We start from the raw sequence: 17,244 nt of genomic DNA, 5'->3' as shown, positions 1-17,244 counted from the left end.
TTATAAACTTAAATTATGAGACTACAAATATAAGTGTTGAAACACTAAACACAAAATATTTTTGCATTTTTTTGCATGTTTCAATTATCTATCGACTTCTCCAAGCACAATATCAATTGACCCTAAGATCGCAATCAAATCCGCAATCAATACTCCCTTCCCTAATTCAGGTAATACGGACAAATTATTAAAACTGGGTCCTCTTGATTTAACACGTTTGGGAATATCAGATTTATCCTGCGCCACAAAATAGAACCCTAATTCACCTTTGGGATTTTCGGCCCTTACATAATAATCCTGTGCTTTTATATTCACTTTCTTGGGAACTAATGCACGGGGATCAAAATCTGTTGTACGCGGAAAATCTTTTTGAAGACGTTCCAGACACTGTTCAACAATATGTACCGATTCTTTTATCTCATCCACTCTCACCTTATACCGATCCCAGCAATCTCCTAATTGTCCCATTTCTCCCTTCCCGACGGGAATATCAAATTCTAATTCAGGATATACAGAATATCCGTCAGCTCTCCTCAAATCCCACTTTATACCTGAAGCCCGCAACATTGGTCCGGAACACCCATAATTAATGGCTACATCAGCCGGAAGAGCCCCGATATTAGCAGTTCTTGAAATAAAGATCTGATTTTGAGTTAATAACTCATCCAGCTCGGTCAATTTAGGCTTGAAATAGTCTACGAATTCAGTGCAACGCTCTTCGAATCCCACAGGAAGATCATAAAAGAGCCCTCCGATCCAGATATAATTATACAACATGCGTGAACCTGAAGCCCACTCCAGCATATTCATAATATGTTCGCGATCCCGAAAACACCACATAAACGGTGTAAATGCACCTATATCAATACCATAGGTACCTATTGCTATAAGATGTGAGGCAATACGGTTTAACTCGCAAACCAACACACGTATATACTCTACACGCTTAGGAATTCTAGTATCCAGTCCCAGCATACGTTCTACCCCCATTACATATGCATGGCTGTTATTCATAGAAGCCAGATAATCCAGACGATCTGTAAAAGGTATAGTTTTGGTATAATTGATAGATTCAGCATGCTTGTCAAAACAACGATGCAAATAACCCAGATGAGGGATAATATCTTTAACAATTTCTCCGTCAGTGATCAGTTCGAGTCGCAACACACCGTGGGTGGAAGGGTGTTGAGGTCCCATATTGATTACCATCTCCTGAGAACCGATAGCTGCTATCCTGTTTTGATAATTTGTAAATGCCTGATTGTATACGTCGTTTGTCATTGAATCAAAAGAGAGAGTTAATTGATATTAATACCATGATACTGCTCGGGATCCTGGTAATCTTTGCGTAATGGAAATCCTTCCCAGTCATCAGGAAGCAAAATTCTTCGGAGATCTGGATGATCTGTAAAAAATATTCCCATCAGATCGAACGCTTCACGCTCATGCCATTCAGCTGTTTTCCAAACTGCAGATACCGAAGGCAGAGAAGGCAGAATTTCCAGATCCCGGCTTGCCGTCAATTCTGTCTTCAGAGTCAGCTGAAGTTGATGCGGAATAGAGGCTAAATGATAAACGACAGTAAAGGTATCCGCAGGAAAATCATCTACTGCTGTAATATTAGATAGAAAATCAAAATACGTATCTGAACAATCCCGAAGAAACTGACATACTTCAACCAGATTTTCGGGCATAATATATAAGGCTGGTTGCAGACCTGTAGCCTGTTCTTTTACAATTACTGCTCCGTCAAACTGGCGTATCAGCAATGCTTTAATATCTTCAAAGGTCATTTTTAAGGAGCTAAACGTGTAATTTTCCAGGAATCGGAAACTTTACTATACAACAATCGGTCATGCAGTCTGCTGCTTCTTCCCTGCCAGAATTCAACAGCTACAGGGCGTACCAGATATCCACCCCAGTGTTGTGGTCTGTCCACAGTATCCTGGTCAGCATACTGACTGTTCAACTCATCCACCTTACTTTCCAGATAAGCTCTGTTGGGAATCGTTTTACTCTGCGGAGAAGCAACGGCTCCAATTTGACTGCCTTTCGGTCTGGATGCAAAATATTCGTCCGAATCTGATGAAGGAAGTTTTTCTATTAAACCTTCAATTCTGACCTGCCTTTGGAGCTCAGGCCAAAAGAATAAAAGTGCAACATGACAATTTTCTACTACTTCATTTCCCTTACGGCTCTGATAATTAGTAAAAAAACTAAATCCATTATCCTTCAGATCTTTCAGCAATACAATTCTGGAAGAAGGAAAACCTTCTGCAGAAACAGTCGCTAATGACATGGCATTCGGCTCCATTACTTCAGCATGTAGCGCTTCATTAAACCATTTTTCAAATTGTGCAAGAGGATCTGCATTAACCTGATCTTCTGACAATTCATTCAGCGTATAATCCACCCGTATCGCTGCTATATCTTTATGTATTATTGACATGATAGGAATAGTTGTCTATGTGCAAACTTACTAAAAAAGTGCTCCTTTTTTATCTCCTTAATGTATTTATTGATTTTTTCAAGACATATATTTCTCTTAATTACTATATTTATCACAAAGAAAGGAGATAAAGCTATGTTTAATGAACTACAACCGCAGAAAGGTAGTCTATTGGTTTCCGAACCCTTTATGCTTGATCAGAATTTTAAACGATCTGTCATCTTATTAGCGGATCATAATGAGAGCAACGGGACAGTTGGTTTCATATTAAATCAACGCACTCAACTTATGTTATCTGATGTATTCCAGGACGTAGAACGGGAAGCTGACTTTCCGATTTATCTTGGAGGTCCTGTGGAATGTGAAGCTTTATTTTTTATTCACAAAGCATACGATCTGCTGCTCAGTGGTGAGCATATTATTGATGATGTATATTGGGGCGGAGATATAGAATTGGTACTTAAATTAGCGAAAGAAGAAAAAATAACATCTGATGAAGTGAAATTTTTTATCGGATATTCCGGATGGAGTCCTTCTCAGCTGGATCGCGAAATTAAAGAAAACAGCTGGGCTGTAGATAATAAATTCAATAAAGATCTCACATTTATTACCGATGGAGAGGATTTATGGAAACAGGCACTGATCAGTATGGGTCAGAAATATGCTCATGTCGCTAATTTCCCACAATCACCGGAATTAAACTAATACAGGTACATAAGCAAGATCGTAAACTTAACTTTATTCTGTACCTCTGTTTTCAGAAAGTGCATACCGCATTTTAAAACAGCGTTAGCTGTCTGTTTAGCTGCTGGTCAGGATCTTCACCTGTAAAATTAGATACTCCTACTCCCAGTAAGCGCACTTTCATCTCGATCAGTGAGACTTTATTCAGGAGCTCAGCAGCGATCTGATAGAGTTCCTCCTCACCTGTCACTGCCTCTAAAAATGTCATACTACGTGTCGCCTGAGTAAAATCAGAAAATTTAACTTTTAAGGTAACAGTCTTACCTGTAAGCTCTTTTGCATGCAATCGTTTAACAAGACGTGTAGACAACTCTTTCAGAATATCTTCCAGAACCTGTATATCTGCAATATCCTGAGCAAAGGTATCTTCCACACTTATAGATTTTGTTTGCCTGTTGGGCTGTACCGGTCGATTGTCAATACCACGAACAATATTGTAGAAAAACTTACCTGTTTTACCAAAATGTCTGAGCAGAGCTTCTTCCGTCCACTGTTTCATATCTGCGCCTGTGTGTATCCCCAATTTTTTCATCTTTGAGGCCGTTACTTTACCCACTCCAAAGAATTTTTCAATAGGCAAACGTTCCATAAAGACTACCACTTTTGAAGGTCCTATAAACGTCAGGCCATCCGGTTTATTCATATCGGAAGCTATTTTAGCGACAAATTTATTGACCGACACACCGGCGGATACCGTCAGGTTTAACTCTTCCTGAATCTCCTTTTTAATCTGTTTGGCTATATCTATGGCGGATCCTATACCTTGTTTATCTTCCGTTACATCCAGATAAGCTTCATCCAGAGAAAGCGGCTCGATTAAATCCGTATACCGAAGAAAAATTTGTCTGATCTGTTGTGATACTTCTTTATATACATCAAAGCGGGGATATGTAAAGATCAGTTCGGGACATAACTGTAGCGCCTGTCGGGAGGGCATAGCAGATTTAACACCGTATTTTCTGGCTTCATAACTTGCGGTCGCCACGACTCCCCGCCCATCCGGAGATCCGCCAACTGCAAGCGGTTTTCCCCGCAATGCAGGGAAGTCCCGTTGCTCTACAGAAGCATAAAATGCATCCATATCCAAATGAATTATTTTGCGTTGGGTTTCCAAATTGTTTTAAGACAAAACCATAGTAAGCATAAGTAGCTAAGCAAAATTAGCCCTAAAATATTATTGAAAAAACTTATGTTTGTAAAAAAATCATGGAACAATTCTTAAAGCTGATCAATCAGGCAGGACTCGCTTCTCAGGTAGTGACCGATCTTTCTCTGGTGGTAGATGATAAGCATATCACGCACGGATGCATATTTAATGTGAAAGTAGACCGTAAGAATTTCAAGTTATTTGTTCCCTCTCCTCTGCATGAACCTTTACTGGCCGATGGTAAAAAACCTTTGCTGAAAGAAATTATTCAGATAAAAGAGGTAATGCTCCTCAAATAACCAGGTTAAGCCCTTTTACTCCGCATAGCACGTGTATGCTGTAATGCAATATCCTCTGACAGTTCTTTGTAAGCTTGTGTTTCTATTCCGTATACTGCCATTTTTCCAGATTCATCAAAATGTATACCCCATCCAAAGACTTTTGCCAATGGGGAAGCACGCATACATGCCTGCCCTTTGCTGAAAAAATCTGTTCTCGCAGAAAAATCATTCCTTTCAAAGCCATTTTTATCTGCATATAACCAGTAAAGTACATCATCGGAAGTATAGGTGTAAGGATGGGTGCGAATTAGATCAAGTTGCTGCTGAGCAACAGTTGGTTTATTTCCTCTTTGCGAAGGAATTGTGCCGCTTTTGACCGGGCAATCTTCGGCTGCCTCGATAAAAGTGTTAAAGTAATTCGTTGTGTATGTTTTCATTGAGCTGCGTCAGGTTTTCCATTGCTTTAAAGGTTAGTTCATGTACTCTAACTTTTAATTCGGGAGGTTCTTCAATCTCGGCTACGTCTGCAAACATCATAAACCATCGGGCAAAATCTTCACACATATAAGCTGTCATAAAAGTCAGTCTTACCTTTCCTCCTTCTACTCTTTCTTCGGATATAAAGCCGTAAGCATCTCGCTGCCAGACTAAATATTTAGCAATCTTTGCATCCATTAAAATGACAACTTTCCGCTTTTCCACATCCTGTCTTTTATGCAAAAACTCGCTAATAGCAGGATGCTCTATATCAAATGCATCCTCCAAAGCTTCTAATCGCTGAATACGATCTGTTCTGAATTGTCTGTACGCCTTGCGGAGATAACAATAGGCAATCATATACCAGAATTTATTCTCATGGAATATACCCACAGGCTCTATAACTCTGGTTTCCGGATGTTCGTTTTCAATAGTCTGATAATGCATTCTGACCTTTTTCTTTCGTGAGATGCTTTCAAAAAGCACCGACAATGCATTGGGTACTAATGTATTCAGATTTTTGTTATTGGATTGTATCAGCACCTGAGATTCCAGATTAGATAGCAGATCCTTTTCCATGGACTTGAGTACTGCCTTTATTTTGATTATTGCTGACGAAAAATGCTCCTGTATACCCTGATCTACATATTGCTGCATTAATTTTTCTGCTGCCACAAAACTGGTCGCCTCTTCTCGGGTAAACATAATCGGTGGAAGACGATAACCTTCCATCAAAGAATATCCTGTGCCGGCTTCTCCAAAAATAGGCACCCCGGAGGCTTCCAATGTTCTGATGTCACGATAGATCGTTCGTAAACTCACATTAAAGCGGTCCGCAAGCTCCTGTGCCTTTACAACTCTTTTAGATTGCAACTGAATCAGGATGGCAACCGTACGGTCAAATTTTTTAGGCGAATCATCATTCATACAACGTCTAAAGTTAAGGCTTTTTATATAATGAACAATCTATTTTTTCAGCCTTATACAGAAATACAATTTAGTGTTTAAACAATATTTCAATAAATTTATGACAAAAAACATCCTGAAGGAGTGTACCTTTGCCCCCTCACATGATTACGATATAAAATGAACAAAGGACTTATAGCTTTAGCATTCGGTGGTCTGGCAATCGGGATGACAGAATTTACGATGATGGGAATCCTGCCTGATATAGCTAAAGATCTGAAAATAGACATACCTGTAGCTGCTAATCTTATTGCTTTCTATGCCTTAGGCGTAGTGGTAGGCGCTCCTACATTAGTGGCTTTCAGTTCTAAGTATTCTCCAAAGAGTGTATTATTATTTTTAATGCTGTTGTTCTTTATTTTCAACGGTCTGTTTGCGATCTCTCCGGATTACAACACACTGTTGCTGACCCGGTTTATATCCGGACTGCCACATGGAGCATTTTTTGGAGTAGGTTCGGTAGTCGCAGCTAATCTGGCAAAAAAAGGAAAGGAAGCACAAGCTATATCTGTGATGTTTACAGGAATGACTATCGCTAATCTGGCCGGTGTACCTATTGGTACATACATAGGGCATCATTTTTCATGGCGGATAACCTATGCCATTATCAGTAGTCTTGGTTTATTGACTTTTCTGACGCTGAGCATGTGGCTGCCAAGGCTTAAAGCAAATAAAGACAGCAATATACTCAGTCAGATATCGTATTTCAAAAAATGGTACTCCTGGCTCATTATTGCGATTATCTCTATCGGTACAGGAGGTTTATTTGCATGGATCAGCTACATTGCACCTTTGGTGACAAAAGTATCCGGACTTGACCCGGACCGAGTTCCCTACATTATGGTATTAGTAGGTCTGGGAATGTTTTTCGGAAATCTGCTTGGAGGAAAACTGGCCGACAGTATCTTGCCAACCAAAGCCTCCATGGCCAGTTTTGCAGCTATGGCCGTCTGCCTCGTTATCCTGTTCTTTGTTTCCCATATAGACTGGCTCGCATATGTCATGGCCTTTATTACCGGTATGATATCTTTTACAATAGGACCATGTCTGCAAATGATGCTTATCAATAATGCTAAAGGAGCAGAGACTTTTGCCGCTGCAGCCGGACAGGCAGCTTTTAATATAGGAAACACTTTCGGAGCATTTTTCGGCGCTATTCCGATTACAATGGGATTAGCTTATAATTATCCTTCTCTTGTTGGTGCAGGGATGGCCAGTATAGGAGCTTTACTGACATTCGTATTCCTGAAAACCTATGTTTTAAAGAAAAAAACCACTGTTGAAAAAAGCGAGATTATCGCCTGACAGATGGGATTTTCTACTGAGATTTTCCGTTTATAAAACTTAACACATACGCCCTATTTTAAGTAAAAGGTACGTATCTTTGTAAGACATGAATATTAACAGTTTATTAGAACGTGCCTTAAATTTTGAATTCCTTTCCAGGGAAGAAGGCATCTATTTATATCATCATGCTGCTACTGCAGACCTGACTTACGTAGCTAATGAATGCCGCAAAGTACAGGTTCCGCATGGGAAAGTGACCTGGCAGATAGACCGTAATGTCAACACAACTAATGTCTGTATTGCCAATTGCAAATTTTGTAATTTTTTCAGACGACCGGGACATGACGAAAGCTACATCACAGATATAGAAACCTATAAGCAAAAGATAGAGGAAACCTTCAAATACGGAGGTGATCAACTCTTATTACAGGGAGGCCACCATCCTGACCTAGGTCTGGCTTTCTATGCTGACATTTTTAAAAAACTTAAAGAATTATATCCGACGCTGAAACTTCATTCGTTGGGTCCTCCCGAAATTGCACATATTGCAAAACTGGAAGGAATGACTCACATTGATGTACTGAGACATCTCAAAGAATCCGGACTGGATTCTCTACCAGGTGCCGGAGCTGAAATATTAAATGACCGTGTCAGAAGGCTGATTTCTAAAGGTAAGTGCGGAGGTAAAGAATGGCTGGATGTCATGAGAGCCGCGCATCAGCTTAATCTGCCAACATCTGCCACTATGATGTTTGGACATATTGAAACCATAGAAGAGCGTTTTGAACATTTGGTTTGGATACGTGAAGTTCAATCTGAAAAGCCTCAGGATGCATATGGCTTTATTGCCTTTATTCCATGGCCTTTTCAGGATGATGGTACTCTTCTGAAACGACTGAGGGGAATCACAAATGATGTGACAGGTGAAGAATACATCCGTATGATTGCACTTAGCCGGATCATGCTTCCCAATATCAAAAATATACAGGCTTCCTGGCTGACTGTCGGTAAACGTACTGCAGAATTGTGTCTTCACGCCGGAGCGAATGATTTCGGTTCTATTATGATTGAAGAAAATGTAGTTTCTGCAGCTGGTGCTCCTCACCGCTTTACTTCCAAATCCATTCAGGATGCTATTCGTGAAGCAGGTTTTGAACCTCAATTGAGAACGCAGACCTACCAATTCAGAGATTTACCTGAGCATATGGAAGAACAGGTAATCAATTATTAAAAAATAAAAAGTATAGTGAAGGACGTATTACTCCATATAGAAGCTATTGTATTTGCTTCTGAAGAAGGCATCACACTTAATGAGTTAAAACAAGTGGTGGAAGATGCTTTAGCTATCAGCATATCGAAGGATGAAATATCTGATCTGGTTGATCGTATCAAAACAAAATATCAACAAGAAGATTATATTCTCGAATTAAAACTTATTAATAACGCTTATCAGTTTCTGACCAAACCCATTTATCATGAATCGGTTAATCAGTTGCAATCTCATAAAGAGAAGAAAAAATTAAGTCAGTCGGCTCTGGAAACTTTAGCTATTATAGCCTATCGTCAACCCATCACAAAATTAGAAGTCGAACAAATCAGAGGAGTCAATTGCGATTACTCTATTCAGCGTTTGCTGGAAAAAAATCTCATCCAGATTACCGGAAAATCCGAAACCATCGGAAAACCATTATTGTATGGTACCAGTACCCAATTCATGAATCATTTTGGCATCAACAGTACAAAGGATCTCCCTCAACTGAAAGACATTGTCAATGAAGAAAACACCATTGGAGAAATTGCGGAATAGCACTTTCTCCAATGCTAATCTTTTGAATCCTACACAGCTCTTCAGACAAATCACAACAGCTTCTTTTTCAGTAAATTAATTTTAAAATTATTTTAAAAAAAAGTTTTTAGTTATGAATTTGTTAGCTAATTTTACTGTGTAAAAACAACAATAAACAAAGCAAAAAAGGGACATGACTATGATGCAAGAGACAGCAATGGAAGTTCTAGAAGATGACGTAATTCTTTCGTTCAACGGACCTGAGGATGATTCAGATGACGACTTTGATGAAGATTTTAATCTTGATGAAATCGATTCAATTGGCGAGTTTGATGATTTTGATGAGGATGAAGATTTCTAATTAAGTAGATTACTCTTTACCTATTAAGCATCAAATTTCCAGAAAGAATCGGATAGCTTCAGAAAGAAAAAGAAAAAGGTCGATATACATCGACCTTCTTTTTTTCATGGTAAGAGAAGCTTACAGTTTTTTATGTAATTGCTCATAAAGGTCAATCACTTTCTTTTGCAGTTCAATGACCTCCGTTTCTCTTACTTGTAGTTTTTTACTCATATCGGCTAACTCATTCGCATATTGCTTATCTTCTTCAGAATCTGAGGTAGACAAAAGTTGAACTACACTTAAACTAAAAAGCTTAGAGATTTGGTTCAACCTTGACAGATTTACATCTGTAATACCAGTTTCGATTTTAGAAAAAGCAGGGATTGAGATGTCCAATCTTTTCGCTACATCTTCTTGACTCCAACCTTTTTGGTGTCTAAGTAATCTGATTTTTTTTCCTAATGCATTCATGGGTGTGTTGTGATGTTTTTTTATATAGTATAACCAAAGTTAGTTAAAAAATATTAACATTTGATAAAAAAATACACAAATTAATCATTTTTAAAAAATTTATCAGCAAAACTAACCATATTAACCCCGCTGTAATTGCCAGAACTCATAAATAAAAGATTATAGCCCTTCGACTTAAAATCTTCCAAAAAGTAGTTCAAATTCGACAAATCCAAAACAACTTTGATGGAGTTATTTCCAAAATAATCACGGATATCTTGCTCTAAATGATCAATATTTTTATTTTTCTCTTTAAAGGAATCTTTATTGATAAACACCACAGGGATATCAGCTTCATCCATTGCACCCCTGTAATTTGCTAAAAATTCCTTATTCAAACTATCATAAGCGCTCAATTCAATGACGGCAACAAGTTCTTTTTGAGGAAACTGTTCTTTAACCGCATGAATGCTCCATCTCAATTTAGCCGGAGTATGTGCAAAATCCTGATAAACTACACTGCCATCCTGCCCAGCCACAAATTCCAGGTAACGGATAGAACTTTTAAAGCTCTTAATAGCTTCAAAAAATTCCTGTTTCTTGACCCCTAGCCATTCACATACTGTATAAGCTCCGGCGATATTGGATAAATTATGCTTCCCGAACACCTGAAGTGGGATTTGTTCATCACCATAATGGAGATAAGTTATACCCTTATTGATGGTGTACTCAGGAGATTTATATCCGTGTCTGTTTATTTTACAAACCATTGTCTCCCCTACCAGAGACTGTAAGACCTTATCCTCTTTGTTGTACACCAAAGTTCCTTTTAATACGATCGTATCGATAAATATGCGAAACTGATCATAATAGTCTTCCTGTGAAATAACAGATTTAAAGTTATCCCATTCTACATTACTTATTAAAGCAATATTCGGATGATAAAGGTGAAATTTAGATCTGTGATCTAATGTTGACGCATAATATTCATCGCCTTCGATAATAATGACAGGATTATCCGTAGTGAGATTCACCAGTCTGTCGAAGCCTTCCAACTGAGCACCTACAAGGTAATCAAAAGAGCGTCCTAAGGTTTTCAATACATGCATAATCATACTGGTAATAGTTGTTTTACCATATGATCCGGCGATCACCACACGCGTCTTCTGTTTACTTTGTTCATAAACAAATTCCGGGAAAGAATAAATCTTAAGATCCAGTTCCTGTGCTTTGAGCAACTCAGGATTGTCAGCTTCGGCATGCATCCCTAATATCACAGCATCAATATCCGAGGTGATCTTCTCCGGAAACCAGCCTATCTCTAGGGGAAGTAAATGCGCTTCCAAAAGACGCGTCCTGGAAGGCTCTACTATCTGATCGTCCGAACCACTGATCTGATGCCCCTGATTGGCTAATGAAATAGCCAGATTATGCATGATACTCCCGCCTATTGCAATAAAATGAATACGCATTATGAATTATGCTTTAGTGAATTTTGCTGAACACCAACCATCCAGCACTTTCTTCATAACAAATGAAAATCCCAGTTGTTTAGCCTTATCAGACAAAATAGCCAAATCCTCACCATCATAAAAGCCGCTAATATACAATTCTCCTTTATCTTTTAAAGAAGCTGCATATTGTTCAAATTGCTCTAAAAGTATATTTCTATTGATATTAGCCAGTATAGTATCAAATAAACGGTCTTTCAGCACTTCATAAGAACCCACTTGAGATTCAATATTACTGACGTTATTCAATATTTTATTTTCTTCAACGCTATCTATACAAATGGGATCATAATCGACAGCAAAAACATGCGTCGCCCCTCGAAATGAAGCAAGTATAGCTAAAATTCCGGTGCCACATCCCATATCCAGAACCTGTTTTCCCTGAAAATCATTCTCCAGAATAAAGGAAAGCATCATGGAAGTTGTCTGATGATGACCTGTTCCAAAAGACATTTTAGGATCTATAATGATTTCATACGGATATTGTTCCTTATGTTCGTGGAATGTCGCACGTACATAGCATTGATCATCTACAACTATGGGATTGAAGTTGCTTTCCCATAGTTTATTCCAGTTTTGTTCTTCCAGATCATTTATGACATACTGAACATCTAATCCTTCAGGCGCATGCAGCAGAACAGTCTCCAGTTGCTGGAGATCAAGATTTGCAGAAGGAATATATCCTGCAAATCCTGATTCAGTATCTTCGAATGTATCGAAGCCTATTTCAGCCAGTTCAGCAATAAGAAGATCCTGTTGCCATTCCTCTGCGGAATTACAGGTGAAGATTACTTCGCTGTACTTCATCTTGTATTACGAATTGAATACTTTAACGATATCTGTAAAATCTCTCGATTTTAAAGAAGCTCCACCGATCAATCCACCGTCAATATCTTTCTGACTGAATAAGTCCGGTGCATTTGAAGGGTTGCAGCTTCCTCCGTAAAGGATTGTCGTGTTATCTGCAAGCTGCTGATCATAGTGATTAGCCAGCGTTTCACGGATAAAAGCATGTACCTCTTGTGCTTGTTCTGGAGAGGCAGTCAATCCTGTTCCGATTGCCCATACAGGCTCATAGGCCAATACAACCTGTGCGAATTGTTCTGCTGACAAATGGAAAAGTCCTTTTTCTAACTGCGTCTTTATAATATCAAAGAATTTACCCGATTCACGTTCATCTTTAGTTTCACCGATACAGAAGATAGGTTTCAACCCGTGTTTTAAAGCAATATTAACTTTCTCTGCCAATAACTCATCCGTTTCGCCAAAATAAGCTCTTCTTTCAGAATGTCCCAAAATAACGTATTCTGCACCTACAGATTTCACCTGAGCAGCAGAAATCTCTCCTGTATATGCGCCAGATTCTGCCTGATGAATATTTTGAGCACCGACAGACACATTTACAGCTGTATGAGCCAGTTGACCCAGACTGTAAAGGTGGATCGCAGGGCTGCAAACCACTACTTCCTGCTGTCCGATCACTTCATCTTTAACCATATTTACAATCTCAGAAAATAAACTTACTCCACTTTGGTAGTCCAGATTCATTTTCCAATTTCCTGCTACGATTTTTTTACGCATGTTAATTTATTTTTATTTAGAATTGATATTTTAATCTATTATTTTGTGTCAACGTATATACATGTTTTAGCAGATCCACCTCATCATCATGATAGGGTTCTGCTTTCATCACTTTCATATCACGGAGCATTTCCTCAAATTTATCCCAGCGATATTCTTCGGTTAGGCTATCTGTACACCAGCTAAAATCAGGTATAAATTTAGGAGAATATCCCGGTCTTGCATATTGAACGCCCACTCCTACTACTGTACCCGTATTGAAGGAGGTGTTAATCCCACTCATTGCATAATCTCCCATAATCAACCCACACTTTCTGAGGCCAGTCTGACGGCTATTATCCAGCGCATAATCATATATGCTTACAGGCTTCCAGTTATTCTTCAGATTTGAATTACTGGTACCAGCTCCGAGGTTACATCCATTCCCTATTACAGCACAGCCCAGATATCCGTCATGACCTTTGGCGGAATACGCCCCCATTACCAGTGTACCAAGCTCGCCTCCTACTGTACTGTGAATACCTATCGATACATTTCCATAAATCCGGGTACCCATCTTAACCCTTGCCTGTTGTCCGATCGCTACATTCCCTCTCAAATGACTTCCCTCGCTGATTTCAGCACCTTTAGCCAGATAAATAGGCCCTTCAGTTGTATTGAAAGAGCAACATTCTGCAAATACTCCTTCTTCAATAAATATACGGTCTCCTATCAGTTGATTTGTACCGGACAAAGACTCTGAGCTTCTTCCTTGCGTCAATAATGCATAATCAAATTGAAGTTGTGCACTATTGTGTCTGAATATATCTTCCGGATACCGGATATAAGATATATCATAAAGGAAGTCTACAGCACGCAAATTATCGAAGTGATCCCTGGCCCATATGCTGTCAATATCTGTTGATTTAATCCGAAATGCAACCCATTCTTCTTTATGACAGAGGATTTCTCCCTCCCTTAACTGATGTATAGCAGCTATGAGTGCTTCTGAAGGGCAGACATTCGCTTTCAAAACAACAACTTCTTCTGTTGTAATCAAAGTCGGAAATCGTACAGCAAGATACGGCTCAGTATAATAACTGCTCTTACAGTTGAAAATCTTACTCCATTTATCTGCTAATGATAATATTCCGATATGCAAGTCCCCAACCGGCCTGGTGTATACCAAAGGCAGGAGATGATCTCTCCAGGAAGCTCTATCAAATAGAATAATATCAACAGCCATAGAAAATATAAAAGTACACAAAAAAATCCCGATAAAGATTACCGGGATTAATATAATACTCTTTTAAGTAAAAGCAACAATTACTTTTTGTTGTAACGGCTACGGAATTTGTCAATACGTCCTGCTGTATCAACCAATTTCATTTTACCTGTATAAAACGGGTGTGAAGTGTGAGAAATCTCTAACTTAATCAAAGGATACTCATTTCCGTCTTCCCATTGGATTGTTTCTTTTGTATCTACACAAGATTTAGTTATAAAAGCGTAGTCATTTGACATGTCTTTAAAAACAACTAATCTGTAGTTTGATGGATGCAAATCTTTTTTCATTTTTTATCTATGATTACGTATATTCAACAATTGAGGTGCAAAGATAATTATAGTATTTTTTAAATGCAACAATTTTCGCATCAAATATCAAAGATTTTAAACTTCTTTCCTACTCTAACGGCAAAAATAAATTTCTTAAAACATTTATCTCTTCTCCAATGTTTGATATTCAGTTTGCTATAGCAAATTAAGTATCGGATTATCACAACTAAATTTTTAATCGTTATGAGTAAATTAGATGAAAAAGTAGCTGCATATGTTGCAGAAGCAAAAAAACTAAATCTTGGACTGGACGAATCGCTGATTCATGCTGTTGCAAAAGGCCTTGGTCCATCCATTTACAAAGCTGATGCAGAAACAGTAGCGGCATCAGACAAAGAAGAATTAGCCAGACTTAAGAACAATTTTCTAATCAAAAAATTAGGCTTGAAAGACAGTCCGGAATTAGATGCAGCCATTTCAGAAGTCATCGAAAAACTCGGAAAATCTAACAAAAACAAGTACAGAGTCCATGTCTATGCACTTCTTGCTAAAAAATTCAAAAAAGAATCTCTTTACAAATAAGCTGCTTCAGTCCGTATTTATTCAAAGCTAATCTCTCCGAAAAATTCCGGTAAATGAAAATTCGGAGTTGGAAAATCAATACGGTTCCAGGAAACAAAATGTGGGGCTGGGAGACCATCTCCACATTTATAAAAATTTGCATGTACAGATTTTCCTTTCAGTGAATCTGCTGACGCCAAAGTTCCGGCTGAAGTAAACAATGTAAATGGAATTTCCAGAATAGTATTCCATAGCTTTTGCCCTTTTATACTACTTACCTCTGTATAGGTATTAATCTGCTGTATCTGCTCTGCCGTCAATCTGTTTCGGGAATCTTTATCAGCTGTACCATAACCGACAAGTCCCGTACCGAGCGGATTCATTTCTATATTATAATAGTGAACCTTTTGGTCAAATGAGATAAAAAACTCTACACAACTGTCTTCCCAAACAGCTTCATTGGGACGAATATACTGGGCCTTGATATAATCTTCTCTAACCTTATAATGAATAAATATAGATTCGGAAGTATAGACGATCTGAAAGTGTACTTGGGGTTGATTAGGATAGTCCTTATTCCACGTTGCCTCAGCAATCGGGTGAACAGTAGCGTCTTTAAATATTTCCTGCAGGCCTGAGTAAGTATTGGTCTGCTTTTGCTCTACATATTTTACTGTAAGTTTTTTCATTGGGTCATAAAATTAAAAAAGCATAACAGTAGTTGTTATGCTTAGGGTTCTAATTTACTATTTTTTTAGGCATTAACAGCACTTGATAAGATTTCTTTTAATTTATCCTCGTGCAGTTCCAGTTCTTTAACCAGTTTAAGTTGTGATTTCGTGCGAACCAGATTATGCTCTGTGTAATGAATCTTGTAATAATGATCTCCTTCCAGATAATCAGTCAGGAAACGAACGGCCTGCATATAAGGCAATAAAAATACTCCCGGTAATAAGGAATTCTTTTCATAGTCTGTTAAAAAGACCTTTGCTTCACTCATATATCCATTTGCATAAGCTTCAAAAAGCGGAATATTAAGGGTTACTCTACTCAGATCTTCTTCATCTTCTGCTCCCGAATTGATAATTGTGCGGATGGCATCACCAAAATCATAGGCTACAAAGCCGGGCATTACGGTATCCAGATCAATAACACATTGTGCCTGATCATCCTGATCTAACAATACGTTATTGAATTTTGTGTCATTATGAGTAATCCGCAGAGGCAATTTATTTGCTTTTCCCCAGTCCAGAATAGTTTTCATTCTATCTTCCAGTGAAAAGATATAATCTAATAAATCCTGTACTTCTCCAACTCGGGAGACCTGATCTGAAGAAATCGCATTCCGGAGATTGGTAAGTCTGAATTCTACATTATGGAAATTGGGAAGTATTTCCACTAACTTGTTGGCATCCAGATCAGAGAGTTGTTTTTGAAAATGACCGAATGCCTTTCCTCCTTCATAAGCCTGCACTGTTGTTTCGACCACGTCATAACTCTTCGTATGATCTAACAGAATAAACATACGCCAGTAATCTCCTTCCTCATCGTTATAATAAGCCAGGCCATTTCGTGTAGGGATCAACGTAAGTACTCTTTTATCAATTTCAGACTTCTCCAGTCCTTTACTTCTATAATCTTCTTTTAACCGTTCTATGACCAGCCGGATATTCTCCATCAATCCATCTACATCCTGAAAAATATGATGATTTATGCGCTGTAACAAATACTTCGTTGTAGATGTAGTCACAACTTTAAAGGTATCATTGATATGCCCGGACCCAAATGGCGCTACATCTAATACTTCTCCGTCTATTGCGAATTGATTGGCTATATATAAGTTTCTATCTATGTTAACAGAATTCAAATCTGACATAATGTTTATTAAAAATGAGCAGTTTATTATTGATTAGTTTGGCTAATATCAATATAAATTATCTAAATAATAAAAAAATTTAAACTCAATCGTTTGCATAAAATTTAAGAAATTGAACAAACGATTGCACAAAAGTTTTTAGAAATCAATATATATATTTGTTGAGTGAAGTGGTTATAAACCTTTTAAATACGCCCTTGACACATTATAAATTCGATTAAATTAAGATATCAAACTTTAATCGGTTAA

At 38.1% G+C, this 17,244-nt stretch carries 21 protein-coding genes; 7 read left to right on the top strand and 14 right to left on the bottom strand.

The window, feature by feature from the left end:
* Positions 1-84 precede the first annotated feature (84 nt).
* Genes B4B65_RS10975 through pdxH form a run of 3 tightly spaced genes read right to left on the bottom strand, consistent with a single transcriptional unit; the run spans position 85 to position 2,449 of the window.
* A complete protein-coding gene (locus B4B65_RS10975; protein ID WP_293915666.1) occupies positions 85-1,281 on the bottom strand; it encodes an NADH-quinone oxidoreductase subunit D in 1,197 nt (398 codons plus the stop codon).
* Between the two features lie 17 nt (positions 1,282-1,298).
* Positions 1,299-1,793 carry an NADH-quinone oxidoreductase subunit C gene (locus tag B4B65_RS10970; RefSeq protein ID WP_293915665.1) on the bottom strand — a complete coding sequence of 165 codons (495 nt, stop codon included), beginning with the start codon at positions 1,791-1,793 and terminating at the stop codon, positions 1,299-1,301.
* Positions 1,794-1,795: 2 nt separating this feature from the next.
* Positions 1,796-2,449 (bottom strand): pyridoxamine 5'-phosphate oxidase, encoded by a 654-nt coding sequence (gene pdxH / locus B4B65_RS10965; protein ID WP_293915664.1) that lies wholly within the window; start codon positions 2,447-2,449, stop codon positions 1,796-1,798.
* A gap of 135 nt (positions 2,450-2,584) precedes the next feature.
* Between pdxH and B4B65_RS10960 the strand changes: the two genes are divergently transcribed.
* Positions 2,585-3,154: a YqgE/AlgH family protein gene (locus B4B65_RS10960; protein WP_293915663.1), complete on the top strand. Its 570-nt coding sequence runs from the start codon at positions 2,585-2,587 to the stop codon at positions 3,152-3,154.
* A gap of 73 nt (positions 3,155-3,227) precedes the next feature.
* On the opposite strand, the gene dinB is transcribed toward B4B65_RS10960, so the two are convergent.
* Positions 3,228-4,274 (bottom strand): DNA polymerase IV, encoded by a 1,047-nt coding sequence (gene dinB, locus B4B65_RS10955; protein ID WP_409590283.1) that lies wholly within the window; start codon positions 4,272-4,274, stop codon positions 3,228-3,230.
* A 125-nt stretch (positions 4,275-4,399) separates the two neighbouring features.
* On the opposite strand from dinB, the gene B4B65_RS10950 reads away from it, so the two are divergent.
* Positions 4,400-4,639 (top strand): hypothetical protein, encoded by a 240-nt coding sequence (locus tag B4B65_RS10950; protein WP_002995669.1) that lies wholly within the window; start codon positions 4,400-4,402, stop codon positions 4,637-4,639.
* 5 nt (positions 4,640-4,644) lie between these two features.
* On the opposite strand, the gene B4B65_RS10945 is transcribed toward B4B65_RS10950, so the two are convergent.
* Entirely contained in the window at positions 4,645-5,058 is a 414-nt protein-coding gene (locus B4B65_RS10945; protein ID WP_293915661.1) for a DUF6157 family protein, read from the bottom strand.
* Positions 5,030-6,025 (bottom strand): helix-turn-helix transcriptional regulator, encoded by a 996-nt coding sequence (locus B4B65_RS10940; RefSeq protein WP_293915660.1) that lies wholly within the window; start codon positions 6,023-6,025, stop codon positions 5,030-5,032. Before B4B65_RS10940 ends, B4B65_RS10945 begins: the two co-directional genes overlap by 29 nt.
* Positions 6,026-6,184: 159 nt before the next feature.
* Here B4B65_RS10940 and B4B65_RS10935 point away from each other — a divergent pair, with 159 nt between their 5' ends.
* From B4B65_RS10935 to B4B65_RS10920, 4 genes are all read left to right on the top strand, one after another.
* Entirely contained in the window at positions 6,185-7,369 is a 1,185-nt protein-coding gene (locus tag B4B65_RS10935) for an MFS transporter (protein ID WP_293915659.1), read from the top strand.
* A gap of 88 nt (positions 7,370-7,457) precedes the next feature.
* Positions 7,458-8,582, top strand: a complete 1,125-nt coding sequence (locus tag B4B65_RS10930) for a CofH family radical SAM protein (RefSeq protein WP_293915658.1) — start codon at positions 7,458-7,460, stop codon at positions 8,580-8,582.
* A 15-nt stretch (positions 8,583-8,597) separates the two neighbouring features.
* On the top strand, positions 8,598-9,158 hold the full coding sequence (gene scpB, locus B4B65_RS10925) for an SMC-Scp complex subunit ScpB (RefSeq protein WP_201679073.1): 561 nt from the start codon (positions 8,598-8,600) through the stop codon (positions 9,156-9,158).
* Positions 9,159-9,354: 196 nt separating this feature from the next.
* Complete coding sequence (locus B4B65_RS10920; RefSeq protein ID WP_198137101.1) at positions 9,355-9,498, top strand: hypothetical protein; 144 nt, start codon at positions 9,355-9,357, stop codon at positions 9,496-9,498.
* A gap of 120 nt (positions 9,499-9,618) precedes the next feature.
* Here B4B65_RS10920 and B4B65_RS10915 read toward each other — a convergent pair whose 3' ends face one another.
* The 6 genes from B4B65_RS10915 to B4B65_RS10890 form a co-directional block, all read right to left on the bottom strand.
* Positions 9,619-9,951 carry a helix-turn-helix domain-containing protein gene (locus B4B65_RS10915; RefSeq protein ID WP_003002937.1) on the bottom strand — a complete coding sequence of 111 codons (333 nt, stop codon included), beginning with the start codon at positions 9,949-9,951 and terminating at the stop codon, positions 9,619-9,621.
* 80 nt (positions 9,952-10,031) lie between these two features.
* Complete coding sequence (locus B4B65_RS10910; protein WP_293915657.1) at positions 10,032-11,402, bottom strand: UDP-N-acetylmuramate--L-alanine ligase; 1,371 nt, start codon at positions 11,400-11,402, stop codon at positions 10,032-10,034.
* Between the two features lie 6 nt (positions 11,403-11,408).
* Positions 11,409-12,248, bottom strand: a complete 840-nt coding sequence (gene prmA, locus B4B65_RS10905) for a 50S ribosomal protein L11 methyltransferase (protein WP_293915656.1) — start codon at positions 12,246-12,248, stop codon at positions 11,409-11,411.
* A 6-nt stretch (positions 12,249-12,254) separates the two neighbouring features.
* Positions 12,255-13,022, bottom strand: a complete 768-nt coding sequence (gene tpiA / locus B4B65_RS10900) for a triose-phosphate isomerase (RefSeq protein ID WP_293915655.1) — start codon at positions 13,020-13,022, stop codon at positions 12,255-12,257.
* Between the two features lie 16 nt (positions 13,023-13,038).
* A complete protein-coding gene (locus tag B4B65_RS10895) occupies positions 13,039-14,247 on the bottom strand; it encodes a putative sugar nucleotidyl transferase (protein WP_293915654.1) in 1,209 nt (402 codons plus the stop codon).
* 80 nt (positions 14,248-14,327) lie between these two features.
* Entirely contained in the window at positions 14,328-14,576 is a 249-nt protein-coding gene (locus tag B4B65_RS10890) for a type B 50S ribosomal protein L31 (protein WP_002995694.1), read from the bottom strand.
* 225 nt (positions 14,577-14,801) lie between these two features.
* On the opposite strand from B4B65_RS10890, the gene B4B65_RS10885 reads away from it, so the two are divergent.
* Positions 14,802-15,140 (top strand): DUF2853 family protein, encoded by a 339-nt coding sequence (locus B4B65_RS10885; RefSeq protein WP_002995698.1) that lies wholly within the window; start codon positions 14,802-14,804, stop codon positions 15,138-15,140.
* Positions 15,141-15,157: 17 nt separating this feature from the next.
* Here B4B65_RS10885 and B4B65_RS10880 read toward each other — a convergent pair whose 3' ends face one another.
* Positions 15,158-15,808, bottom strand: a complete 651-nt coding sequence (locus B4B65_RS10880) for a carbohydrate-binding family 9-like protein (RefSeq protein ID WP_293915653.1) — start codon at positions 15,806-15,808, stop codon at positions 15,158-15,160.
* 65 nt (positions 15,809-15,873) lie between these two features.
* Positions 15,874-16,995, bottom strand: coding sequence for a phosphotransferase enzyme family protein (locus tag B4B65_RS10875; RefSeq protein ID WP_201679067.1), 1,122 nt, complete (start codon positions 16,993-16,995; stop codon positions 15,874-15,876).
* Positions 16,996-17,244: the final 249 nt, after the last annotated feature.

Source organism: Sphingobacterium sp. UBA5789 (genome assembly GCF_002418355.1).
Taxonomy (GTDB): Bacteria; Bacteroidota; Bacteroidia; order Sphingobacteriales; family Sphingobacteriaceae; genus Sphingobacterium.
This window is presented reverse-complemented; position numbering and strand designations above follow the sequence as displayed.

Coding starts and splice junctions, on each gene's coding strand:
- B4B65_RS10875 (WP_201679067.1), bottom strand. CDS start 16,995: ATGTCAGATTTGAATTCTGTTAACATAGATAGAAACTTATATATAGCC.
- B4B65_RS10975 (WP_293915666.1), bottom strand. CDS start 1,281: ATGACAAACGACGTATACAATCAGGCATTTACAAATTATCAAAACAGG.
- dinB (WP_409590283.1), bottom strand. CDS start 4,274: ATGGATGCATTTTATGCTTCTGTAGAGCAACGGGACTTCCCTGCATTG.
- prmA (WP_293915656.1), bottom strand. CDS start 12,248: ATGAAGTACAGCGAAGTAATCTTCACCTGTAATTCCGCAGAGGAATGG.
- B4B65_RS10935 (WP_293915659.1), top strand. CDS start 6,185: ATGAACAAAGGACTTATAGCTTTAGCATTCGGTGGTCTGGCAATCGGG.
- B4B65_RS10970 (WP_293915665.1), bottom strand. CDS start 1,793: ATGACCTTTGAAGATATTAAAGCATTGCTGATACGCCAGTTTGACGGA.
- B4B65_RS10880 (WP_293915653.1), bottom strand. CDS start 15,808: ATGAAAAAACTTACAGTAAAATATGTAGAGCAAAAGCAGACCAATACT.
- B4B65_RS10940 (WP_293915660.1), bottom strand. CDS start 6,025: ATGAATGATGATTCGCCTAAAAAATTTGACCGTACGGTTGCCATCCTG.
- B4B65_RS10910 (WP_293915657.1), bottom strand. CDS start 11,402: ATGCGTATTCATTTTATTGCAATAGGCGGGAGTATCATGCATAATCTG.
- tpiA (WP_293915655.1), bottom strand. CDS start 13,022: ATGCGTAAAAAAATCGTAGCAGGAAATTGGAAAATGAATCTGGACTAC.
- B4B65_RS10885 (WP_002995698.1), top strand. CDS start 14,802: ATGAGTAAATTAGATGAAAAAGTAGCTGCATATGTTGCAGAAGCAAAA.
- B4B65_RS10945 (WP_293915661.1), bottom strand. CDS start 5,058: ATGAAAACATACACAACGAATTACTTTAACACTTTTATCGAGGCAGCC.
- B4B65_RS10960 (WP_293915663.1), top strand. CDS start 2,585: ATGTTTAATGAACTACAACCGCAGAAAGGTAGTCTATTGGTTTCCGAA.
- B4B65_RS10915 (WP_003002937.1), bottom strand. CDS start 9,951: ATGAATGCATTAGGAAAAAAAATCAGATTACTTAGACACCAAAAAGGT.
- B4B65_RS10930 (WP_293915658.1), top strand. CDS start 7,458: ATGAATATTAACAGTTTATTAGAACGTGCCTTAAATTTTGAATTCCTT.
- B4B65_RS10895 (WP_293915654.1), bottom strand. CDS start 14,247: ATGGCTGTTGATATTATTCTATTTGATAGAGCTTCCTGGAGAGATCAT.
- pdxH (WP_293915664.1), bottom strand. CDS start 2,449: ATGTCAATAATACATAAAGATATAGCAGCGATACGGGTGGATTATACG.
- B4B65_RS10920 (WP_198137101.1), top strand. CDS start 9,355: ATGGAAGTTCTAGAAGATGACGTAATTCTTTCGTTCAACGGACCTGAG.
- B4B65_RS10890 (WP_002995694.1), bottom strand. CDS start 14,576: ATGAAAAAAGATTTGCATCCATCAAACTACAGATTAGTTGTTTTTAAA.
- B4B65_RS10950 (WP_002995669.1), top strand. CDS start 4,400: ATGGAACAATTCTTAAAGCTGATCAATCAGGCAGGACTCGCTTCTCAG.